Annotated in this window: 18 protein-coding genes; 14 read left to right on the top strand and 4 right to left on the bottom strand. The window is 65.7% G+C overall.

Annotated elements, in window-relative coordinates; genetic code table 11:
• The first annotated feature begins 120 nt into the window (after positions 1-120).
• From ACIQCS_RS04315 to ACIQCS_RS04330, 4 genes are read left to right on the top strand one after another with little or no spacing between them, the layout of a single operon-like run.
• On the top strand, positions 121-1362 hold the full coding sequence (locus ACIQCS_RS04315; protein WP_345846638.1) for a cyclopropane-fatty-acyl-phospholipid synthase family protein: 1242 nt from the start codon (positions 121-123) through the stop codon (positions 1360-1362).
• Positions 1359-2540, top strand: a complete 1182-nt coding sequence (locus ACIQCS_RS04320; RefSeq protein WP_345846639.1) for a serine hydrolase domain-containing protein — start codon at positions 1359-1361, stop codon at positions 2538-2540. The genes ACIQCS_RS04315 and ACIQCS_RS04320 overlap by 4 nt, the downstream gene beginning before the upstream one ends.
• 59 nt (positions 2541-2599) lie before the next feature.
• Positions 2600-2872 carry a type II toxin-antitoxin system Phd/YefM family antitoxin gene (locus ACIQCS_RS04325; RefSeq protein ID WP_125618619.1) on the top strand — a complete coding sequence of 91 codons (273 nt, stop codon included), beginning with the start codon at positions 2600-2602 and terminating at the stop codon, positions 2870-2872.
• The gene (locus tag ACIQCS_RS04330) at positions 2872-3210 is read left to right on the top strand and encodes a type II toxin-antitoxin system RelE/ParE family toxin (RefSeq protein ID WP_345846644.1); all 339 of its coding nucleotides are present in this window, start codon (positions 2872-2874) and stop codon (positions 3208-3210) included. Before ACIQCS_RS04325 ends, ACIQCS_RS04330 begins: the two co-directional genes overlap by 1 nt.
• On the opposite strand, the gene ACIQCS_RS04335 is transcribed toward ACIQCS_RS04330, so the two are convergent.
• Together ACIQCS_RS04335 and purF are read right to left on the bottom strand one after the other, a co-directional pair.
• The gene (locus ACIQCS_RS04335; protein ID WP_345846646.1) at positions 3207-3920 is read right to left on the bottom strand and encodes an SDR family NAD(P)-dependent oxidoreductase; all 714 of its coding nucleotides are present in this window, start codon (positions 3918-3920) and stop codon (positions 3207-3209) included. The genes ACIQCS_RS04330 and ACIQCS_RS04335 overlap by 4 nt on opposite strands.
• Positions 3921-3927: 7 nt before the next feature.
• Positions 3928-5388: an amidophosphoribosyltransferase gene (purF, locus tag ACIQCS_RS04340; protein WP_345846647.1), complete on the bottom strand. Its 1461-nt coding sequence runs from the start codon at positions 5386-5388 to the stop codon at positions 3928-3930.
• 131 nt (positions 5389-5519) lie between these two features.
• Between purF and ACIQCS_RS04345 the strand changes: the two genes are divergently transcribed.
• From ACIQCS_RS04345 to ACIQCS_RS04370, 6 genes are all read left to right on the top strand, one after another.
• Positions 5520-5774, top strand: a complete 255-nt coding sequence (locus tag ACIQCS_RS04345; RefSeq protein ID WP_345846648.1) for a Rho termination factor — start codon at positions 5520-5522, stop codon at positions 5772-5774.
• Between the two features lie 105 nt (positions 5775-5879).
• Entirely contained in the window at positions 5880-6272 is a 393-nt protein-coding gene (hisI, locus tag ACIQCS_RS04350) for a phosphoribosyl-AMP cyclohydrolase (protein WP_401530149.1), read from the top strand.
• The gene (locus ACIQCS_RS04355) at positions 6269-6775 is read left to right on the top strand and encodes a hypothetical protein (protein ID WP_345846652.1); all 507 of its coding nucleotides are present in this window, start codon (positions 6269-6271) and stop codon (positions 6773-6775) included. Before hisI ends, ACIQCS_RS04355 begins: the two co-directional genes overlap by 4 nt.
• 338 nt (positions 6776-7113) lie before the next feature.
• Positions 7114-7533, top strand: a complete 420-nt coding sequence (locus ACIQCS_RS04360) for a MerR family DNA-binding transcriptional regulator (protein WP_345851974.1) — start codon at positions 7114-7116, stop codon at positions 7531-7533.
• A gap of 17 nt (positions 7534-7550) precedes the next feature.
• Entirely contained in the window at positions 7551-9353 is a 1803-nt protein-coding gene (locus ACIQCS_RS04365) for an acyl-CoA dehydrogenase C-terminal domain-containing protein (protein ID WP_345846653.1), read from the top strand.
• A 421-nt stretch (positions 9354-9774) separates the two neighbouring features.
• The gene (locus tag ACIQCS_RS04370) at positions 9775-10125 is read left to right on the top strand and encodes a UrcA family protein (protein WP_345846656.1); all 351 of its coding nucleotides are present in this window, start codon (positions 9775-9777) and stop codon (positions 10123-10125) included.
• A gap of 40 nt (positions 10126-10165) precedes the next feature.
• Here ACIQCS_RS04370 and ACIQCS_RS04375 read toward each other — a convergent pair whose 3' ends face one another.
• Positions 10166-10906 carry a LytTR family DNA-binding domain-containing protein gene (locus tag ACIQCS_RS04375; RefSeq protein WP_345846658.1) on the bottom strand — a complete coding sequence of 247 codons (741 nt, stop codon included), beginning with the start codon at positions 10904-10906 and terminating at the stop codon, positions 10166-10168.
• Positions 10896-12083 (bottom strand): histidine kinase, encoded by a 1188-nt coding sequence (locus ACIQCS_RS04380; RefSeq protein ID WP_345846659.1) that lies wholly within the window; start codon positions 12081-12083, stop codon positions 10896-10898. The genes ACIQCS_RS04375 and ACIQCS_RS04380 overlap by 11 nt, the downstream gene beginning before the upstream one ends.
• A gap of 127 nt (positions 12084-12210) precedes the next feature.
• Between ACIQCS_RS04380 and ACIQCS_RS04385 the strand changes: the two genes are divergently transcribed.
• The 4 genes from ACIQCS_RS04385 (at position 12211) to ACIQCS_RS04400 (ending at position 18087) form a co-directional block, all read left to right on the top strand.
• Positions 12211-12990: a class I SAM-dependent methyltransferase gene (locus tag ACIQCS_RS04385; RefSeq protein WP_401530154.1), complete on the top strand. Its 780-nt coding sequence runs from the start codon at positions 12211-12213 to the stop codon at positions 12988-12990.
• Positions 12991-13064: 74 nt separating this feature from the next.
• Complete coding sequence (locus ACIQCS_RS04390) at positions 13065-13685, top strand: sigma-70 family RNA polymerase sigma factor (RefSeq protein WP_345846661.1); 621 nt, start codon at positions 13065-13067, stop codon at positions 13683-13685.
• 40 nt (positions 13686-13725) lie between these two features.
• Entirely contained in the window at positions 13726-14601 is an 876-nt protein-coding gene (locus ACIQCS_RS04395) for a FecR domain-containing protein (RefSeq protein ID WP_345846662.1), read from the top strand.
• Between the two features lie 123 nt (positions 14602-14724).
• A complete protein-coding gene (locus ACIQCS_RS04400) occupies positions 14725-18087 on the top strand; it encodes a TonB-dependent receptor domain-containing protein (RefSeq protein WP_345846664.1) in 3363 nt (1120 codons plus the stop codon).
• Positions 18088-18135: the final 48 nt, after the last annotated feature.

Raw genomic sequence — 18135 nt, forward strand, 5'->3', positions numbered from 1 at the left:
TCCCCGCCTGCGCGGGGATGACGGTGGAGAAGCGGGAATGACGGCGGAGTAGGTGAGTCTCCAACCTGCACTGCGCTTGGGCTTGCCCGACTCACCGGCGCGTGCATTGTGCGCTTCACGATGCATGCGCCACTGAGCCAGCCCCCATCGAGCGAACCCGCACCGCGAAAGGGAGGGTGGTTCGCGCGAGCGCTTGCGCCTCTCTTCCGCCGCCAACTGGACCGGATCGATGCCGGCATCGCCAGCGGCAGCCTGTCGCTTCACCTGCCCGACGGTGCCACGCGGCTGCTCGGCGGCCGGGAAGCGGGGCCCGCCGCGATCGTCGACCTGCGCAGCTGGCGCGCGCTGCTCCGGCTCGCGCTCGGCGGCTCGATCGGCTGGTACCAGGCCTGGGCCCTTGGCGAATGGGCAAGCCCGGATCCGGTGGCGCTCTTCGCGCTGTTCGGCCGCAACCGGGCCGAGCTGGCCCGCCAGGCCCGGGCAACCGGCCCCTCGCTGCGCATCAAGCGCCTGATCCACGCGATGCGGCACAACGATCGCCACGGCTCGCGGCGGAACATCCATTTCCACTATGACCTGGGCAACGACTTCTATCGGCTCTGGCTCGATCCGGGCATGACCTATTCGAGCGCGCGGTTCACTGCGCCCGGCCAGCCGCTGGAGGAGGCCCAGCAGGAGAAGCTCGCCGCCATCCTCGCCCGCACGGCCACGCGCCCGGGTGAGGAGATCCTCGAGATCGGCTGCGGCTGGGGCAGCTTCGCCGAACTGGCGGTACGGGAGGGGCGCAGGGTCCACGGCATCACCCTGTCGACCGAGCAAAAGGCCTGGGCCGAAGCCCGTGTCCCGCATGGCGCCCGCTTCACGCTCACCGATTATCGCGACGTCATGGGACGCTATGACGCGGTCGCCAGCATCGAGATGGCCGAAGCGGTGGGGCGGGAATATTGGCCGGCCTATCTGGACGCGATCGCCGGGGCGCTGAAGCCGGGCGGCCGCGCGGCGCTGCAGATCATCACCTTCGACGACGCGTTCTTCGAGGATTATGCCGCGAACGTCGATTTCATCCAGGCCTATGTCTTCCCCGGCGGCATGCTGCTCTCGGAAGCCCGGCTGCGCGCGCTCGCCGAGGCCCGGGGCCTGTCCTGGCGCGATCGCACCAGCTTCGGCGCCGACTATGCCGAGACGCTGCGGCGCTGGCGGGAAACATTCGATACGGTAGTAGAATCGGGTAAGCTCCCGAGTAAATTCGATAGCAAGTTCATAAGCTTGTGGCGCTATTATCTCATGTATTGCGAAGGCGGGTTCAGAGGCGGCGGAATCGATGTCGTCCAGCTCACCTTGGTGAAGGAGGAGGGGATATGAGGAACTGGCTTCTGGCGGGCGCACTGGCGCTCGGGGTGTTCGCGGGGCAGGGCGCGATGGCGCAGGCGGTCGCCTCGCCCGAGGTGCAGATGCAGCCGGGCGACAATTCCGGGCTGCGCAAGGTGGGCGCCGAAGTGCTGTTCTGGAGCCAGGCCCAGCGCGACCAGAATTTCCCGCACATGGAGAAGCTCTTCCCCGGCCATGTCGTCCAGGCCGGCGGCAAGGTCCATCCGCTGCCCGCCGGCAAGCCGCTGGCCTTTCCCGATGCCGATATCGACGCGTTCATCGCCCAGCAGAATGTTGCCGGGCTGATCGTGCTCAAGGACGGCAGGATCGTGCTCGAGCGCTATGCCCGCGGCTATTCGCGGCAGGGGCGCTGGACCAGCTTCTCGGTCGCCAAGTCCTTCACTTCGTCGCTGGTCGGCGCCGCGATCGGGGATGGCTTCATCAAGTCGGTCGATGAGCCGGTGACCAGATATATCCCCGAACTGGCCGGCAGCGGCTATGACGGCGTGACGATCGCGCAGCTCCTCACCATGACCTCCGGCGTGAAGTGGAATGAGGACTATACGGACGCGAAGTCCGACGTGGCCCGCATGTTCCTGGAGCCGGTGCCGGCGGGGGAGGACCCCACCGTCTATTACATGAAGAAGCTCCCGCGCGAGTTCGCGCCGGGCAGCAAATGGGTCTACAAGACCGGCGAGACCAATCTGATCGGCGTGCTGGTGATGCGCGCCACCGGGAAGCCGCTCGCCACCTATCTCAGCGAGAAGATCTGGAAGCCCTATGGCATGGAGCAGGACGCGTTCTGGATGGTCGATCCGTCCGGCCACGAAGTCAGCGGCTGCTGCCTCTCGGTGTCGTTGCGCGATTATGCCCGCATGGGCCAGTTCGTGCTCGAGGGCGGCAAGGGCGCCGTGCCTGCCGGCTGGTATCGCCAGTCGACCGCCGCCCATGCCGATATCGGCGTGCCGGGCCGCGGCTATGGCTATCAATGGTGGACCTATCCGGAGGGCCGCTTCGGCGCTCAGGGCATTTTCGGCCAGACGATCCGCATCGATCCGAAGTCGAAGGTGGTCATCGCCGTCTCGGCCGCCGCGCCCAAGGCCTCGGACGACGCCTATGGCCAGGCGCGCACGGCATTCCTCAACCGGCTGTTCGAGGCCGCGGCGAAATAGGCGTTGCGGGCGACCCCGGGCAGGATCATATTCGGATCGAATTTAGTCGAGGTCATGCCATGCGCCTGGAACGGATCAAGCCGATCAGCTATTTCAAGGCCAATGCCGCGGAGGTCATCAACGACCTGCGCGAGACCGGCGAGCCGATGGTCATCACCCAGAACGGTGAAGCCACCGCGGTGATCCAGGACGTCGCGTCCTACGAGAAGGATCAGGAGACGCTCGCGCTGCTCAAGATCCTGGCGCTGGGGCAGAAGGACATCGAAGCCGGGCGCTATCGCCCTGCGGATGAGGTCTTCGCCGATCTCAAGGCCAAGTTCGCCAAGCGCTGATGGCAACGCCCAGTTTCACGGTCTTCCTGACACATGAAGCCCGGAACGACCTCGAGGGGATCGGAGACTATATCGCGGATCACCATTCGGGCGAGGAGGCCTTCGCGACGGTAGAGAAGATCGAGGCACGAATAGCCTCGCTCGCCGAATTTCCCTTCCGGGGCAGCATTCCGCGCGAGCTCGAGGAGATGGGCGACCGCGACCATCGCCAGCTTCTCGTCGCCCCCTATCGTCTGGTCTATCGCGTGCTCGACAATGCGGTTTTCGTCTTGCTCATCGCCGACGGACGCCGCGACATGCGCACGCTGCTCCGCCACCGGCTGCTCGCCGCGCGCTAGCCCTCGACCCGCTCGAAATGCCCGGTCTCGAAGCCGGAGGCCGCCAGCGCCGCGATCCGCGCGGCGACGGCCTCGGGCGCCTTCACCGTCGCCGGATCCTCGCCGGGGAAGGCGCGGGCGCGCATCTTGGTGCGGGTCGCGCCCGGATCGACGATGCCGACGCGCACCTTGCTGATATGCGCGACTTCCTCGCCATAGGTGAGCAGCAGATTCTCGAACGCCGCCTTGGACGCGCCATAGACGCCCCAATAGGCCCGCGCCGTGCGGCCCACGCCGGAGGTGACGCCGATCACGCGCGCGCCGTCCGACGCCTTGAGCATCGGGTCGAACGCCGCGAGCATCGCCGCCTGGGCAGTGACGTTGAGCGTCAGCACCTTGGCGAACTCCTTGAAGTCGATCGCCGGCACCGCGCTCAGCGTGCCCAGCGTCGCCGCGTTGAGCACGAGCAGATCCAGTGCCGCCCAGCGCCCGGAGATCGCCTCGGCAAGGCGGGCGATGCCGTCATTCTCGGTCAGGTCCAGCGGCGCGATCGTCGCCGAGCCGCCCGCCGCAAAGATCGCCTCCTCGACTTCCTCGAGCGCACCCGCGGTGCGCGCGGTCAGGATCACATGTGCGCCCTGCCTGGCCAGTTCCAGCGCGGTCGCCGCACCGATGCCGCGGCTCGCGCCGGTGACGAGCGCCGTGCGCCCGGAAAATGCCCCCTCGCGCATGCCTGGATCAGCCCACCCGCTCGTGGAGCAGCGCGAACTGGTCGGTCGGCGGACCGTTCTCGTCCTGGTCGGTCAGCGTGGTCGGATATTCGCCGGTGAAGCAGGCATCGCAATATTTCGGATGGATGTCCGCGCGGTGCGCCTCGCCCAGCGCCTTGTACAGGCCGTCGATCGAGATGAAGGCCAGGCTGTCGGCATGGATGAAATCGGTCATCCCGCCCACGTCGAGCTTCGCGGCGAGCAGCTTGGCCCGCTCGGGGGTATCGACGCCGTAGAAGCACGAATGCCGCGTCGGCGGCGAGGCGATGCGCATGTGCACCTCGGCCGCGCCGGCCTCGCGCATCATCTGCACGATCTTCAGCGACGTGGTGCCGCGCACGATCGAATCGTCGATCAGCACCACGCGCTTGCCCTTGATCAGCTCGCGATTGGCGTTGTGCTTGAGCTTCACGCCCAGGTGGCGGACCTTGTCGCCCGGCTGGATGAAGGTGCGGCCGACATAGTGCGAGCGGATGATGCCGAGCTCGAACGGAATGCCGCTCTGCTGGGCATAGCCGATCGCCGCCGGCACGCCCGAATCGGGCACCGGCACGACCAGATCGGCGTCGACCGGCATCTCGATCGCCAGCTGCGCGCCGATCGCCTTGCGCACCGAATAGACCGAGCGATCGTTGCTGATCGAATCGGGGCGCGAGAAATAGACATATTCGAAGATGCAGGGCCGCGGCCCCACCGGCGCGAACGGCTTGTGCGAGCTGATCTCGCCGCCCTTGACGATCACCAGCTCGCCCGGCTCCACGTCGCGGACATAGTCGGCGCCGACCACATCGAGCGCCACCGTTTCCGAGGCGAACACGATCGTATCGTCGAGCTTGCCCATCACCAGCGGGCGGATGCCCAGCGGATCGCGGCAGGCGATCATGCCCTCGGGCGTCATCACGATCAGCGAATAGGCGCCCTCGACCTGCTTCAGCGCGTCGATGAAGCGATCGATCAGCGTGCGGAACTGCGAAGTGGCGACGAGGTGGATGATCACCTCGGTGTCCGAGGTCGACTGGAAGATCGCGCCGCGGCGGATCAGGTCACGGCGCAGGCGCATCGCGTTCGAGATATTGCCGTTGTGCGCGATTGCGAAGCCGCCGCTCGCCAGCTCGGCATAGAGCGGCTGCACGTTGCGCAGCGCCGTCTCGCCCGTGGTCGAATAGCGGACATGGCCGCAGGCGACATTGCCGTGCAGCGCGCGGATCACTTCGTCGCGATCGAAATTGCCCGCCACATGCCCCATCGCGCGGTGCGTATGGAACTGGTGGCCATCGAAGCTGGTGATGCCCGCCGCCTCCTGGCCGCGGTGCTGCAGCGCGTGCAGGCCGAGCGCGACCGCGGCAGCAGCGCCGTCCATGCCGGATACGCCGAAAATGCCGCACTCTTCGCGCAGCTTGTCGTCATCGAACGGGTTCGTGGTAAGCATCAGCCCTCGAGGGGGTTGGGAACTATCGAGCGGGCATATAGGCGCTTCGGTGCGGTTTGTCGCCGGTCTGTCACAAAGAAATGAACTTGCTGGCTTTTTCGTTGGTTTTTCAGGGCAGAAGGAGACGATCCATGCCCGGGCACGACCACGGACCGCAGATCAAGAACGACGAACTCTACGAGAAACTCCGCGACGAAGGCGCCTCGAAGGAAAAGGCGGCGCGAATCGCCAACGCCCAGGCGGCGGGCACGCTCGACCATCCCGGCGGCACGCTGGAGAGCCGGTCGAAGGCGCAGCTCTACGACGAGGCCAGGGAGATCGGCATAGCGGGCCGTTCGGAAATGGACAAGGACGCGCTGGTGAAGGCGATCCAGGATCATAAATGATCCTCACCCCTCTCGATCGTCATCCCCGCGCAGGCGGGGATCCAGAGCCATGCAGGACGTCTTGGATCCCCGCCTGCGCGGGGATGACGGTGGGTGGAGGCGGGGATGACGGTGGAGATTGGGCGCGCTAGATACGCCGGCGTGGACACCAATCGCGAAACGGGCAGCTTGCTCGACCCGAAATATGACGCCGCCGGCCTGATCACCGCCGTCTGCACCGCGCCCGACGGCACGGTGCTGATGGTCGCGCACATGAACGCCCAGGCGCTCCAGGCCACGCTCGACACCGGCGAGGCCACCTTCTGGTCGCGCAGCCGGGGCCGGCTCTGGAAGAAGGGCGAGACTTCGGGCCATGTCCTCAAGCTGGTCGAGGCCCGCATCGATTGCGACCAGGATTGCGTCTGGCTCAGGGTCGAGCCGCAGGGGCCGGCCTGCCACACCGGCGCGCCGAGCTGCTTCTATCGCGTGATCGAAGGCGGAAAGCTGGTCCGGAAGTGAAGCGCGCCGGGCTGCTCCTCGCGCTGCTCCTGGCCGCCTGTTCCGGCGGCACCAAGCAGGCCGACAAGGCCCAGCCGCCCCAGGACCTGGAAAAGGCCGCGATCGAGCGCGGCCTGATCCGCAACCCCGCCGATACCGATATCGCGGGCCTCTATGCCCGCGATACCGATCGCATCTGCATCGTTCCCGACGAGCAGCTCGGCTACCGGATCGGCGCGTTCGTCGACTATGGCGACCGCATCACCTGCAGCGGCAGCGGCCGGGCGAGCCGGGTAGGGGGGTCGCTCCATGTCGAGCTGGGCGAGGACGGCAGCTGCTCGTTCGACGCGAAATATGATGGCGACAAGATCGCCTTTCCCGGCGCGCTGCCCGATGGCTGCAACCGATACTGCGCCAAGCGGGCCTCCTATGCCGGCCTGGAAGTCGTCCGGCTGAGCGAGTCGGCCGCCGAGGCCTCGGCGATGCGCGACGCCAATGGGCGCAGGCTCTGCGGGGGCGGCTAGGGCGGGGGGTATTCTCCACCGTCATCCCCGCGAAGGCGGGGATCCAGGGTAGTGCGGGACAGCGATGCCGATGGAGGAACAGGCGTTCCCCATTCCCGGCTCATGCTCGATGGCAGGCCGGCACTTCCCCGCGGCTTCCAATGTTGGATTTCCCCTGAAACACTCGCGTCATGTCGATGCGCGAACATAGGCCATGTCGCGCCCGTTGCGGGCGGCGCGCCGTCGCGGGCGCCGAACGGAGGGCGAGGGGAGCCGCGCGCGATGGGGTCGGGACTTTCGCGACTTTCCGGCGCCCAAAGAGTTGACGTTCACGTAAAGGGAAGGTAGTTTCCATGCCCATGAACGCACCAGCCTTTCCGCTCGAGGCCCTGGCGCCGATCGAATCGCGTCCGGACCGCGAATCCTTCACCATTTCGGATCTGTGCGCCGAATTCTCGGTCACGCCGCGGGCGCTGCGCTTCTACGAGGACGAGGGGCTGATCGGCCCCGAGCGCCGCGGCACCGCCCGCATCTATTCGCACCGCGACCGCGCCCGGCTCGCCTGGATCCTGCGCGGCAAGCGCGTCGGCTTCAGCCTGGCCGAGATTCGCGAGATGATCGACCTCTACGATGTCGGCGACGGCCGCAGCACCCAGAAGCAAGTCACGCTCGAGCGCTGCCTCGAGCGGATCGGCCTGCTCGAGAACCAGAAGCGCGACATCGACGCGCACATCGCCGAGCTCCAGCAATTCGTCGAGCTGCTCAAAAGCAGCGACTAGCCCCCGAGGAACCTGAAATGCCCCAATATACTCCGCCGGTGCGCGACACGCGCTTCATCCTCGAGCAGGTGATCGGCCTTGATCGCTACGCCAATCTTCCGGGCTTCGAGAATGCGACGCCGGACACGGTCGACGCAGTGCTCGAACAGGGCGGCCAGTTCGTCGCCGAAGTACTGTTCCCGCTCAACCATTCGGGCGACCAGCAGGGCTGCACCCGCCATGACGACGGCAGCGTCACCACGCCGGACGGCTACAAGGCGGCCTATGCCCAGTTCGTCGAGAGCGGCTGGGGCACGCTCAGCTTTCCCGAGGCGTTTGGCGGGCAGGGGATGCCGCACGTCATCTCCACGGCGTTCCAGGAGTTCATGATCTCCTCGAACATGGCGTTCGCCATGTATCCGGGGCTTACCCACGGCGCGGTCGCCGCGCTGCTGGTCAAGGGCTCGCCCGAGCAGCAGGAAAAATACGTCCCCAAGATGGTCGCGGGCGAATGGGGCGGTACGATGAACCTCACCGAGCCGCAGTGCGGCACCGATCTCGGCCTGATCCGCACCCGCGCCGAGCCGAACGCCGATGGCAGCTACGGCATCACCGGCACCAAGATCTTCATCTCGTCGGGCGAGCACGACCTGACCGAGAACATCATCCACCTGGTCCTCGCCAAGACGCCGGGCGCGCCGGAGAGCAGCAAGGGCATCTCGCTGTTCGTGGTCCCGAAGTTCCTGGTCAATGACGACGGCTCGCTCGGCGCGCGCAACGCCGTCTCGTGCGGCTCGATCGAGCACAAGATGGGCATCCACGCCAATTCGACCTGCGTGATGAACTATGACGGCGCCACCGGCTGGCTGGTCGGCGAGGAGATGAAGGGCCTCGCCGCGATGTTCATCATGATGAACGCCGCCCGGCTCGGCGTCGGCCTCCAGGGCCTGGGCGTAGGCGAAGTCGCCCTCCAGAACGCCGTCCAATATGCGCATGACCGCCGCCAGGGCCGCGCGCTCACCGGCCCGCAGGAGCCGAACGAAAAGGCCGACACGCTGTTCGTCCACCCGGACGTGCGCCGCATGCTGATGGAGGCCAAGGCGCAGACCGAGGCGCTGCGGGCGCTCTGCCTGTGGGGCGCGCTCCAGGTCGATCTCGAACATGCCGCCGGCACCGAGGAGGAGCGCCAGCTCGCCGCCGATCTGGTCGGCCTGCTCACGCCCGTGATCAAGGGCGTCGGCACCGATATCGGCTACAAGGTCGCGACCGACAGCCAGCAGGTCTATGGCGGCCACGGCTACATCGCCGAATGGGGCATGGAGCAATATGTCCGCGATGCCCGCATCTCGATGATCTATGAGGGCACCAACGGCGTCCAGGCGATGGACCTGGTCGGCCGCAAGCTCGCCATGAACGGTGGTCGCGCCGTCCAGGCCTTCTTCAAGCTGGTCGCCGAGGAAGCAGCCGCGGCCAAGGGTGACGAGAAGCTCGCCGCGCTGGCGGAGGGCCTGGAAAAGGCGCTGGGCCATCTCCAGGGCGCGACCATGTGGCTCGCCCAGAACGGCTTCAAGAATCCCAATGACGTGGGCGCCGGCGCTTATCCGTACATGCAGCTCACCGGCACGGTGGCGCTGGGCCTGATGTGGCTGCGCATGGCCCGGGCCGCCACGGCCGCGCTGGCCGCCGGCGGCGGCGACACCGGCTTCTACGAGGCCAAGCTGGTCACCGCGCGCTTCTATGCCGAGCGCTTCCTTCCGGACGCGGGCAGCCTGCGCCGCAAGATCGAGGCAGGCAGCGAGACGGTGATGGCGCTCGATCCGGAGCTGTTCCGGGCCGCGTGATCGCGATGCCAAGGGCCCCCGGCTGCAGCCGGGGGCCTGCGGGCGATGCGAGAGGGCTCGAAGGGCGCGGTGCCCCTGTTGCCGATACTGTTACCATTTTACATAATGTATATTATCGATCCGATGATCGAGACCTGGGTTCGATCGGGTGCCGCCCGGCGGTCCTGGCTCATCGTCCCCATGCGGCCCGAAGTCGATCCGTGCCCGTTCGGCGAAGAGCCCGCCCGTGCAAGGGAAACCCGGAACGCGCAGGACCGCTCGTCGAATCCCGTCTGTCGTTCATCGCACGCGGCGGCGATTGATAGAATGCTGCCCGCGGCTGATCGAAGAGGACGACGCTTCACTCGCTCCATCGAATATCCCTGCGCCATCGCCCTCCTCCGGAGCGTGCGATCGACCTGAACAACATGGGAATGATGTGATGCGTATAGCATATCTGGGATTGGCGTCCCTCGCCCTTCTGGGCTCGTCGAACGTCGCCGGCGCAACCATGATCGACTCCGGCATGCATGGATCCAGCAGGATCATCGTCTCCACGCACGATCTCGATCTTGCAACCGATGCCGGCATCAGGGCGGCGCGCGCGCGGGTCCGCCGGGCGGCGGCCCGTGCCTGCGACGCATATCCGCATATCGGCATCCTGCCGTCGGCCGAGAGCGAACGCTGCCGCATCGCGGCGGTGCGCCAGGCGGACGCCAGGATCGTGACATTGGCATCCCGCATGAGCCGGGATCGCCTCGTTTCGGCCGGCATGGACAGCCGCATGCGGTGAGCGCGCGCGCTCGCCCTGCCACCGAACGGCCCTGGCGGGCTCACCGGCCCGCCAGGGCCTTTACGGCGGCCAGATAGGAACGGCCTATCCGGACATCGGCACCGTCGGCCAGCACCGCGGACCAGATACCGAGTCCGTCATGGCGCAGCCTGGCGATGAAGTCCCGCCTGACCATCGTCGAGCGGTGGACGCGGATGAACCTGGCCGGATCCAGCCGGCGCTCGAGGTCGCCCAGCGTGCGATGGAGCAGGAAGCTGCGCGATCCGACCTGCAGGGACATATAGTCGCGCATCGCGTCGATCCGGTCGACATCGATTGCCGCGATGCGCACCATTTCCGAGCGATGAGGAACCCAGAATTCCTCGATCCGGTCGGGCTGGTCGACGGCGCGGTGTTCGGAGCCGGCCACCTGCCTGCGCGCGCGCGCAACTGCCCGTACCAGCCCTTCGGACGTTACCGGCTTCAGCAGATAGTCGACTGCCGCGACATCGAATGCCGCCAGGGCAAAGCCGTCAAAGGCGGTGCAGAAGACGATGGCGGGCGGTCGCTCCCCGGCACAGAGCGCCTTCGCCACATCCATGCCGTCCACTTGCGGCATGGCGATGTCGAGCAGCACCAGGTCGGGCGCCAGCGATCTCGCCAGCCGCAGCGCGACCTCTCCATCCGACGCCGTCCCCGCCAGCGCGAGATCGGGAATGTGCGAGCACAGCATCACCAGTCGCTCGACCGCGAGCGGCTCGTCGTCGACGATCAACGTTCGCAGGATGGGCTCAGCGTGCATCGAAGGCCAACGGCATTGCGAGATCGACACGGAACCCCGCGGGATCGAGCGGGTGCACGTGGCAATAGCCCGTATCGCCGAACCGCGCGGCGATGCGATCGGCGACATTGCGCAAGCCCAACCCCGTCCCTTCCTCCATCGCCTTGCCGGCCGCTCCCGGCTGGCCATCATCCTGCACCGTCAGCAGCAGAAGGCCGTGCCGCTCGCTCGCGCGGATGCCGATCGTGACCGGGCGGCGCGATCGCGACACGCCATATTTCACGGCATTCTCGATCAGCGGCTGCAGGATCAGTCCGGGGACCAGCGCATCACGCAGATCGTCCGGCAGATCGATGGCCAGGCGCAGGCGATCGGGGAACCTGACCTGCTCGATCTCGAGATACAGGCGCTGGAGCCGGATTTCCTCCGTCAGCTGCACATCCTCGCTCGGATCTCCGACCAGGCTGGCCCGGAAGAAGCTCGAGAGATTGATGATCATCCGCTCGGCGGCGGCGCGCCTGCCGGCCATGACCAGCGTGGACAGCGAATTGAGCGTGTTGAACAGAAAGTGCGGGTTGATCTGATACCGCAATGCCCGAAGCTCGGCGGCTTGCGCGGCGGCGCGGAACGCGGCGTTCTTTCGCTCCAACGCACCGACTTCCGCGGCATAGCGCAGCGCCAGATAGAGCGCTGCCCAGCCGACGAAGAAGAAATAGCTGTTGACCGCGCTGTCCGCAATCATCTTGACCACCGCCATGTCGGCGTCGTCGGCGTTCGTTCCCCCGACCTGCACCATCATCCGGCCGGACCGCTGCCGCGCCGCGCCAGGCGGACTGGCCGGGCTGCTCGCAATCGTTGTCCAGGGGGATTTCAGAACGTCGAACACCACCCAGCTGGCGGAAGAGAAGGCGAGCGCCGCAGGCGCGGCCAGCAGGCCCGCCGCGATCATGCCCCGTCGCAGCGAGCTCGTCGGAATTCTGCGCAGGATCAGGTAGAGCAGGCAGGTGAGGCCCATGCTGAAGAGCATGATCGCCAGGCGTCGGACCAATATGTCGAGTTGGCCGGCCTGCCCGATGACCGCCGAGCGCAGAGTGACGATGGCGCAATAGAACAGCCAGAAACCGGCGATCGACAGCAAGGCGACACGGGGCGAAAGCGCAGGTTCTTCGTGCGGGTCCGCGACATGTTTCTCGGCCATGGCGAATCATAGCGTCGCGGCCGTAGCCGTAGAAGGGGGCGCCGTGTCGCTGATCGAAGGCTGTCGGACGTTCATCGAAACCTGGAAGCGCCAGGCACCCGGGCAGGTTCTCTTCGGGGGGAACCAGATGAAAGGACTTGCCGTGATTCTTCCTACCGGGCGACGGCCACGGATTCTGCTGGCCGCCGCAACGCTGATTGCCGCCCTCGCCCCCTGCGCCGTCGCGGCGCAGGTCGCATGGCATGCCATCCTGGCCGATTCGGACCGCCCGGATGCCGACAAGGCGCGCGACCCGGACCGCAAGCCGGCCGAGATGCTCGCCTTCGCCAAGGTGCGGCACGGCCAGACGATCGTCGATTTTCTTCCCGGGAAGGGCTATTTCACGCGGCTGTTCAGCCTGGCGGCCGGCCCTCATGGCGCGGTCTATGCCGTGACCCCCCAGATATTGCTCGACCGGGCCAAGGGCCGCCCGCTCCCGCCCCCCGTTTCGGGCGAGCCCGGCCGCGGCAATGTTCATGAGATCGTCGTCAACGACCGACCGTTCGACCTGCCCGCCAAGGCCGACCTGGTATGGACCTCGCAGAATTATCACGATGTCCATATCTGGCTTGGCGCCGCGGGCACGTCGATGCTGAACAAGCAGGTCTTCGATGCGCTCAAGCCCGGCGGCCTGTACGTCATCCTCGATCATGCCGGTGCGACCGGCCTGGATGATGCCGGAATGGCCAAGCTGCACCGGATCGACGAGGCCCTGGTCAAGAGCGAGGTGGTCAAGGCCGGATTCGTCCTCGACGGCGAATCCGATGCCCTGCGGAATCCGGCGGACTCCCATGCGGCGAACGTCTTCGATCCCTCGATACGCGGCAAGACCGACCAGTTCGTCCTGCGTTTCCGCAAGCCGGGATAATTCCCTGCGCTACCGATGGAGCCGCCATTCCGCAGGCTCGCTTCAGATCTGGGCCGATCTCTCCAAGACGGACCATGAAGCGCTGGCATGGCGGCTCCCGTCCGGGTATCGGCGTATGCTCAAACTACCGGACCCAACCGAAACCCCCATGTCATATCGTGCGCATATGCATCTGCCCGATGGTTTCGAGCCCTGCCCATTTGAGCGCGCAACGCACTGGCCTGCTTGAATATGTCGGGCGGCAGGTGCACGACTCGGCACTCAGCGAGGACATCGTCCAGGAAGCCTATCTCCGGCTGCTGATCTTCGAGGCGAAGCCCGACAACAGCGTGAAGAACGCCCCTGCGCTGCTGCGTCGCATATCGCTGAATCTGGTCCGGGATCATTTCCGCCGCACCGGCAGGGCTCCGCTCGTCGAACTGTCCGACGCGATCCCCTGCCCCCAGCCGATGATAGATCAGCAATTGGCGCGCAAGCAGCTGATCGAGCTGATTGCGGGCATCCTCAAGACGATGCCCTCGCTCAGGCGGGAGGTCTTCATTCGCCGGCGGGTCCGCGGACAGTCGGCGGGCGAAGTCGCCCAGGCCTTGGGCCTTTCCCCCAGCGCCGTGAGCAACCATGTTGCGCGCGCCATATTCGATCTCGATTCGGCGATCGAGAAGATCGAGAAGAGAGGCGGCCCTGTCCGAGACTAGCGCCATAAAATGGGAAGCGGCCCAGTGGATCGAGCGGCGCATGGGCGACGAGGCCTTTGACGAGGCCGCCTTCGACGCGTGGCTCGCCGGCGATCCGCGTTGCCGGCCTGCCTATGACACCATGTGGCGGCGCATCATGGGGTCTGACATGGACGCGGCGCTGCAAGCCTATGGTCGCGTGGGCGGATCGGACCGAGCCTGGCTGGTGGGCGGCATGGCAGTCCTGCTCGTCATGCTGGGCGGCTACAAGTCGCTGCCCCTGATCGCGCTGCATTTCGCCCAGCCGCAGGATTATGCCGTGGCGGACGGCAGGATCCGTTCCGTCACCCTGGCGGACGGTACGCGGCTGACCCTGGGCGGCGGCGCGCAGGTGAAGGTCCGCTATACGCGCCATGACCGTGTGGTCGAACTGACCCAGGGCACGCTCTTCGCCGATGTCGCGCATAACGAGCAGCGCCCCTTCCGGATCGATACCGGAAACGCGCGTATCGTGGATGTCGGGACCAGCTTCGAGGTTTCGACCAAGCCGGGGAGCATTCGTGTCACCGTCGCATCCGGAGTGGTCCGGTTCGGCCGGAACGGGTGGTTCGACGCGCCGATCCAGCTTCGCGCCCGACAGGTCGCCATTCTGGACAAGGCGGGCCTGAACCGGGCCGCCGATGTGGCGCCGGATGAGGTCGCTCGCTGGCGCGGCGAGTGGATGGAATATAGGGGCACGCCGCTGCGGCAGGTTATCGCCGACCTGCAAAGCCTTTCGCCGCTGCCCATTGCCATCACCGACGAGAGCCTGGCCGAGAAGCCGGTGAGCGGCCGGATCAGGCTGACCGATCCGGCCGGCCAGCTCGAGAACCTGTCGATCACCCATGCATTCCGGGTTCGCAAGTCCGAGGGTACGCTGACGATATCGAAGCGCTGATCGCTCTGACTTCCCTGCCCCAATCGCAACGGAGCTGAAGCAAAAAACTTTGTGAAGTTTCGGCGCGCGTCCCGTCTTTCCCCTGAGGTCGCTCAATCCGAGCCCAAAAGGGGGGAACAGATAGTGCCGAAGTCCAAGGGGTCGCTTCGTACGGGCGTTGCCGTTTTTGCTTTCGCCATCGGCGCCATTTGCGCCGCTCCGCCAGCACTGGCGCAACATGGAATCACGCTTCCTGCAGCCAGCCTGGAGGATTCGCTGAACCTGCTCTCGCGCCAGTCCGGCGTGCAGATCCTGGTCGACCAGAATCTGGTGCGCGGGAAGAAGGCGCGCCCGATCAAGAGCGTGTCATCCGTCGAAGCGGCGCTGGCGCAGCTCCTGCACGGAACCGACCTGACCTATCAGAAGCGCGGCGATGCGTTCCTGATCATTCGCGGAGGCGATGCCCAGCGCGCCAGGAAGACGGCCGCCGGTCCGCGGCCCAAGGCCGCGAACCATGGGCAAGGCCCGGCCCTCGCCGCCGATGAGGGCCAGGCATCCGGAGATGCCGGCAGCGGCAACGACATCGTCGTCACTGCGCAGAAAGTGTCCGAACGCCTGATTGACGTGCCGGCCGCCGTCTCGGCTTTCACGGCGCAGGACCTGTCGGACCAGAAGATCGAGGGCGGCCCCGAACTGCTGCGCGCCATCCCGAACGTCTCCTTCTCGAAGGACAATTTCTCCGGCTATAACTTCACCGTCCGCGGGATCGGTACCAAGGCGATCTCCGTCACCGCCGACCCGGCCGTGGCGATCAGCTTCAACTACGCGCCGTTGATCCGCAACCGCCTGTTCGAACAGGAATATTTCGACGTCGAGCGCGTCGAGGTGCTGCGCGGGCCGCAGGGCACGCTCTATGGCCGCAACGCGACGGCAGGTGTCGTCAACATGCTGCCGGCCAAGCCCAGGCTCGGCGTGTGGGGCGGCGAAATCCAGGGCGAGGTGGGCAATTATTCCACCACCCGCCTGCGCGGGTTCGTCAACATTCCCCTCGGCGACACCCTGGCCTTCCGTGCCGCGGGCGCGTGGACCAAGCGCGACGGCTATGACTACAACACGGTGACGCAGAAGAATGTGAACGGCCGCGATCTCTACTCGACGCGGCTGTCGGCGCTGTGGGAGCCCGATCCGGCGCTGCGCTTCAGCTTCTTCTGGGAGCATTTCAACGAAAACGACGACCGCGCGCGCACCGGCAAGCAGCTCTGCACGCGCGGCGAGACGCCGCAGAAGATCGACTATACCGACCGGAACGGCGTAGCCCAGTCGCAGCCGGTGGTCGGCGCATGGAGCATCGGCGCGCTGACGCCGGGATGCCAGCAAAAGACCCTCTATTCCGATGCCGCCTATGGCGTGCCCAACGGCCGCGGATTTCCGATCGTGACGGCGCTCACCCTGGCGCTGGCCGGAAACCGGGGTCCCTATGGCAGCTATTATACGCCGATGGGGCTCGATCCCTTCGGCACGGCCAATGGGCAACAATCCCATGACCTGCGCGAGATCGGCACCTTCTACGACCCGAAATACCGGGCACGGAACGACCTGTTCCAGTTCAATGCGGAGATCGACCTCACCGATCGCCTGCATTTCACGGGCCAGGTCCTGTACACGAAGGACTATTACAGCGCTTCGCAGGACTTTTTCCGGTTTCAGGCGGTGCCCTATTTCATCGCGCCGGAGCAATACGCTACCGGCGTCAAGGCAGCCTGGAAGCCATATCTGGGCTCCCGGAATGGCCTCGGCACGTTCAAGGATCCGCAGCTCGGCGAGCTGACCACGCCGGCGGCAATCGATCGTTCGGAGGCGCGCAGCGAGCAATGGGCGCAAGAGATCCGGTTGAACTCATCCTTCGACGGACCGCTCAACTTCAACCTCGGCGCCAATTACCTATCCTATGAGACTACCGAGAACTACTACGTCTTCAGCAACCTCTTCACCATCGCGGCGCTGTCCGAAGGTCCATATTGCGACGCCAAGGGCGTCGGCTGCGCCTATATCGATCCAAACCCGATCGACAAGATCAATGGCGAAGGACACAATTATTTCCGGAGCATCCAGCAGCTCAAGACCAAATCCTGGGCAACCTTCGGAGAGATCTACTGGAAGCCCGCGCAGAACCTCAAGGTAACCGCGGGGCTGCGCTATACCGACGACCAGAAGCTGATCATACCCTATGCCACCCAGCTGCTGAGCGATACCCGAGGGCTCAACAGCGGTACGGTCGATCGCGGCTATCCGGCGGATCCCGCCGAGACAATGCGATGGCGTCGCGTGACCGGCCGGCTCGCGCTGAACTGGAAGCCGCACCTGGCGTTCACCGACGAGACCGCGCTCTACGCTTCCTATGCGCGCGGCTACAAGGGCGGCGGCGACAATCCCCGAGGGCAAGCCGACAAGCCTTGCGGCCCGAACGGGCTGCCGGTGGCACCGGCGCTGGTGTGCGGAACCTACACGCGCCTCCCCACCAACTTCAAGCCGGAGGAACTCAACACCTTCGAAATCGGCATGAAGAACAAGATTGCCGGCGGGAAGATCTTGCTGAACTTCTCCGCTTTCTTCAACGACTACAAGAATTACCAGATCTCGCAGCTGATCAATCGGGCGATCAATACCGAGAATCTCGACGCCATCACCTATGGCGCGGAGCTGGAAGCCGCCTGGATACCCTCGCGGCACTTCAAGATCGGCGCGACGCTGGGGTATCTCAGGACCCGGATCGGTAACGGGCAAAGCTCGATCGACGTGATGGACCGCGTGCAGGGCCATGACGAATGGATGACCGTCAACCCCTGGGCACAGAGCCCGAACACCTGCATCGCGCCCAAGGCGCTGGTCGCCGCTTATCTCAAAAAGGTCAATCCCAAGGACATCAACAGCACTTCGGATTCTGGGATCAACTTCTTCTGCGAAGCGCCCCACGTATTCGGATCCGCCGGAAATCCGTTTGCGCCCGGCGGGATAGGTCAGGCTCTTTACGGATTTACCTACAGCCCGACCGCGCCCTACGACCCGAGCAAGCCGGCGAACTATTATGGCCCCAACCCCTCCAACTACGGCGCCCCCAATAACGGCTATGGCTTCGCCGCCGATCTGAGCGGCCACGAGCTGCCCAACGCACCGCACCTCACCTTCAACATCGGTGCGGAATATACCGTGTTCTTCGACGATTGGCGGCTGTCGCTGCGTGGCGACTATTATCGCCAGTCGGCGAGCTTCGCCCGTGTCTACAACACCGACTACGACCGCCTGCGCGCCTGGGGCAACGCCAACCTGGCGATCACGCTCAGCCGCCCGGCCTCGGACCTGACGTACCAGTTCTACGTCAAGAATGTCTTCAACAGCACGCCGATCACCGACGCGTTCACCGGTCCGAACGAAGTCGGCACCTTCTCCAACGTGTTCACGCTCGACCCACGCATCATCGGCTTCAGCGTGCGCGTCGGCATCAAATAAATACCAGAAAATTCAAAGATGTGGTCGCACATATAATGAGAAACTACC

This window comes from Sphingomonas sp. NPDC092440, assembly GCF_044754985.1.
Classification (GTDB): Bacteria; Pseudomonadota; Alphaproteobacteria; order Sphingomonadales; family Sphingomonadaceae; genus Sphingomonas.

Bases quoted from the DNA above. Each gene is read 5' to 3' on its own strand.
- ACIQCS_RS04315 (WP_345846638.1), top strand. From the start codon at position 121: ATGCATGCGCCACTGAGCCAGCCCCCATCGAGCGAACCCGCACCGCGA.
- ACIQCS_RS04320 (WP_345846639.1), top strand. From the start codon at position 1,359: ATGAGGAACTGGCTTCTGGCGGGCGCACTGGCGCTCGGGGTGTTCGCG.
- ACIQCS_RS04325 (WP_125618619.1), top strand. From the start codon at position 2,600: ATGCGCCTGGAACGGATCAAGCCGATCAGCTATTTCAAGGCCAATGCC.
- ACIQCS_RS04330 (WP_345846644.1), top strand. From the start codon at position 2,872: ATGGCAACGCCCAGTTTCACGGTCTTCCTGACACATGAAGCCCGGAAC.
- ACIQCS_RS04335 (WP_345846646.1), bottom strand. From the start codon at position 3,920: ATGCGCGAGGGGGCATTTTCCGGGCGCACGGCGCTCGTCACCGGCGCG.
- purF (WP_345846647.1), bottom strand. From the start codon at position 5,388: ATGCTTACCACGAACCCGTTCGATGACGACAAGCTGCGCGAAGAGTGC.
- ACIQCS_RS04345 (WP_345846648.1), top strand. From the start codon at position 5,520: ATGCCCGGGCACGACCACGGACCGCAGATCAAGAACGACGAACTCTAC.
- hisI (WP_401530149.1), top strand. From the start codon at position 5,880: ATGACGGTGGAGATTGGGCGCGCTAGATACGCCGGCGTGGACACCAAT.
- ACIQCS_RS04360 (WP_345851974.1), top strand. From the start codon at position 7,114: ATGAACGCACCAGCCTTTCCGCTCGAGGCCCTGGCGCCGATCGAATCG.
- ACIQCS_RS04365 (WP_345846653.1), top strand. From the start codon at position 7,551: ATGCCCCAATATACTCCGCCGGTGCGCGACACGCGCTTCATCCTCGAG.
- ACIQCS_RS04370 (WP_345846656.1), top strand. From the start codon at position 9,775: ATGCGTATAGCATATCTGGGATTGGCGTCCCTCGCCCTTCTGGGCTCG.
- ACIQCS_RS04375 (WP_345846658.1), bottom strand. From the start codon at position 10,906: ATGCACGCTGAGCCCATCCTGCGAACGTTGATCGTCGACGACGAGCCG.
- ACIQCS_RS04380 (WP_345846659.1), bottom strand. From the start codon at position 12,083: ATGGCCGAGAAACATGTCGCGGACCCGCACGAAGAACCTGCGCTTTCG.
- ACIQCS_RS04385 (WP_401530154.1), top strand. From the start codon at position 12,211: ATGAAAGGACTTGCCGTGATTCTTCCTACCGGGCGACGGCCACGGATT.
- ACIQCS_RS04390 (WP_345846661.1), top strand. From the start codon at position 13,065: ATGAAGCGCTGGCATGGCGGCTCCCGTCCGGGTATCGGCGTATGCTCA.
- ACIQCS_RS04395 (WP_345846662.1), top strand. From the start codon at position 13,726: ATGGGCGACGAGGCCTTTGACGAGGCCGCCTTCGACGCGTGGCTCGCC.